Raw genomic sequence first — 2,544 nt, 5'->3', positions numbered from 1 at the left:
GGGCAATAAGGGGAGCAGTAACTCCCATGCTTCATCAGGAAGGTCGTAACGAGCCATAACAGGTTTTTTCCGAAAGTCAGAGCCAGGGGATTATTCTATCTCAATCTATTGCGGGACACAGCCTAGTTCCAGATTGTAAAGTGAACTTGGAGTATATGGTATTTAATCTTCCAATTGTTAAGGAAAACCAACAAAAACTTGCAGCTATAACACATATAGATAATACAGCGAGAGTTCAAGCTGTTGGAGAATATAATAAGGACATCTACCAGCTAATAAAGAATTTTAAAGAAATTACAGGGGTTCCTATTTTATTAAATACCTCATTTAACGTAAATGCGGAGCCAATTGTATGTGACGCGTATGATGCTATACAATGCTTTTTACTTACAGACTTGGACTATTTGGTTGTCGGCGATTTCATTATTAAGAAAAGAATTTGTGGTGATAAGCTATACGAGTTATTGCGACCAATAAAAAAAGAGTTTGTAACTACCATCAAAAAAACTACAAATGAATCCTGTTCATATTACATCAATACAGCAACATATAGCGAACGGGTTACAGAGACAGAGTTGTCCTGTTTTGATGTCGCTGATGGCATTAAAACAATTAGTCAACTTCTATTTGATGGACGTATTCGAGAAGGCGATATCATAAGTGCCTACAAACGGTTGTTAAGCAAAAGGCTATTAAATTTGGTGTTATAGGAGGATGCATGAAACCTTTTGAGATGAATTGGCCGGTGTGCGATGTTGACCTACTAACTGATGTAGAAGGAGCACTTAGATCTACGCGTTGGACGTTGTCAGGCCAGTCTGAGACATTGCCACACTTTAGTACTCTTTTCTCAAGAAGATGGGCAGACTACATAGGTACTAAACACGCTATTCCATGTACTTCTGGAACGGCGGCGTTATCCATCGCGCTTGAAACCATTGGTATCTTGCCTGGAGATGAAGTCATAGTACCAGGTATGACTTGGGTTGCAGTTGCCCAAGTTGTATATAATCTAGGGGCTATTCCTGTTTTGACTGATATTGATCCTTTAACCGGACAAATATCAGAGAAGGCAATACGAGAGAATATTACCCAGAACACCAAAGCCATTATTTTGGTGCATGCTTATTGCGGCATGGTAGATGTGAAAAAAATTGGTTCTATTGCAAATAAATATGGTTTAAAAGTTATTGAAGATTGTTCACAAAGCCATGGGGCAACGTGGAAATCAAAGAAGGCTGGTTCTTTTTTTGACATATCTGTATTTTCTACCCAGCAATCAAAACTACTTACTAGTGGAGAAGGTGGGATTATTGCTACTAGCTCGGATGTTTACTATTCTATAATACAAAATTTGATGATGGATGGGAGAGCTAAAACTGATAGCGTAAATCCAAGAAATCTTATGGCTATTTCCGGTAATGGAGAAGTACAAGGAAGGAACTACAACATTACTGAGATGCAGTGTGCTATTTTGTTAAACGGTCTTAAAAGATTAGATGTCGAGAATGAAAAGCGACGTTTAAACGCCATGGTTCTTGATGATTGCCTTAGAAAAAATAAAATATGCAATATCCTTGACGCAGACGCAAATATTGATCAGAGAGTATATTGGCGTTGTGTCGTTGACTTCAACTGCGAAGTTAAAGGTGAACAAGCACAAGCAATATCGAACTATTTCTCAGAGAAATATCGAGTACCTTTTGAAAGGCTTGATAAACCTTTAAATAACAATCCACTCTACCAACCAAGTCGAGTTGATAGAAACAAGTATTATAGGCATTTCGAAAGACTGAATAGTATAAATTATAGGCTTCCAGGTGCTGGGAATTTTTACAATCGAACAATGGCGTTCCCTCACCAAGTGTTACTTCAGCCGAAGGATTGGATAGTTGATTTTGCAAAAGAGATAAATGAGGTTGTGCATAAATGTCAAGTTGGTTTGTGATTCCTCATTATGCAAAGAGCAAGCGAGATAATGATTATCTGGTTGAAACCTTATTTTCAATACATGCTCAGTCAACCCCAGATTGGTGCGTTGTAATAGTGGATGATAATTCAAGTTTCTATGAGCAATTGAATACCAGAATAAAAGACTACTTGCCGAACGATATAATTGATAATAGATTTCATTTTATAGTTAACGAGAAGAGGGGGGAGGTATCATCAGCAAGAAATATTGGTGTCAAATATGCTCACAAACACGGTGCCAATATCATTTTTTTTCAGGACGATGATGATATTTCGCATCCATATCGTATAGAGAAAACGTTATGTGCCGCAGAACAGATTAATCAATCAGACTTAATTATTAGCACAACCTTTACCGGAATCGATGAAAATGGTAATTCGGTTTCTCTCGAAAACTTTAGGAGTGATATGCTCGACGTCGCTGTTCAGCATAGTCGGTATACTCCCAGGGCACGAGCATACTTTGACTGCTATTCATCCAAAGAAAACTCTTGCCCGATAATCATCGCACCAACCCGCTTTTTTAAGCTTGTTCCTTTGGCTCGGTGCCCCGCAATCGCATTGTTTGACCAG

Annotated in this window: 2 protein-coding genes and 1 pseudogene; all 3 read left to right on the top strand. The window is 38.4% G+C overall.

Annotation, left to right across the window (positions count from 1 at the left end; translation table 11 throughout):
- Positions 1-140: 140 nt before the first annotated feature.
- Positions 141-710: a carbamoyltransferase C-terminal domain-containing protein gene (locus AAC155_RS23975; RefSeq protein ID WP_223121508.1), complete on the top strand. Its 570-nt coding sequence runs from the start codon at positions 141-143 to the stop codon at positions 708-710.
- Positions 711-718: 8 nt separating this feature from the next.
- Positions 719-1,948, top strand: a complete 1,230-nt coding sequence (locus AAC155_RS23970; protein WP_113044400.1) for a DegT/DnrJ/EryC1/StrS family aminotransferase — start codon at positions 719-721, stop codon at positions 1,946-1,948.
- A pseudogene (locus tag AAC155_RS23965) lies at positions 1,930-2,307 on the top strand (glycosyltransferase family 2 protein); the annotation flags it as partial. The gene AAC155_RS23970 and the pseudogene AAC155_RS23965, both read left to right, overlap by 19 nt.
- Between the last annotated feature and the right edge of the window lie 237 nt (positions 2,308-2,544).

Origin of the sequence: Photorhabdus sp. HUG-39, from assembly GCF_963878365.1 — a bacterium.
Lineage (GTDB): Bacteria > Pseudomonadota > Gammaproteobacteria > Enterobacterales > Enterobacteriaceae > Photorhabdus > Photorhabdus kayaii.
This window is presented reverse-complemented; position numbering and strand designations above follow the sequence as displayed.

Excerpts from the sequence above, each read along its gene's own strand:
- AAC155_RS23970 (WP_113044400.1), top strand. The coding sequence starts at position 719 with ATGAAACCTTTTGAGATGAATTGGCCGGTGTGCGATGTTGACCTACTA.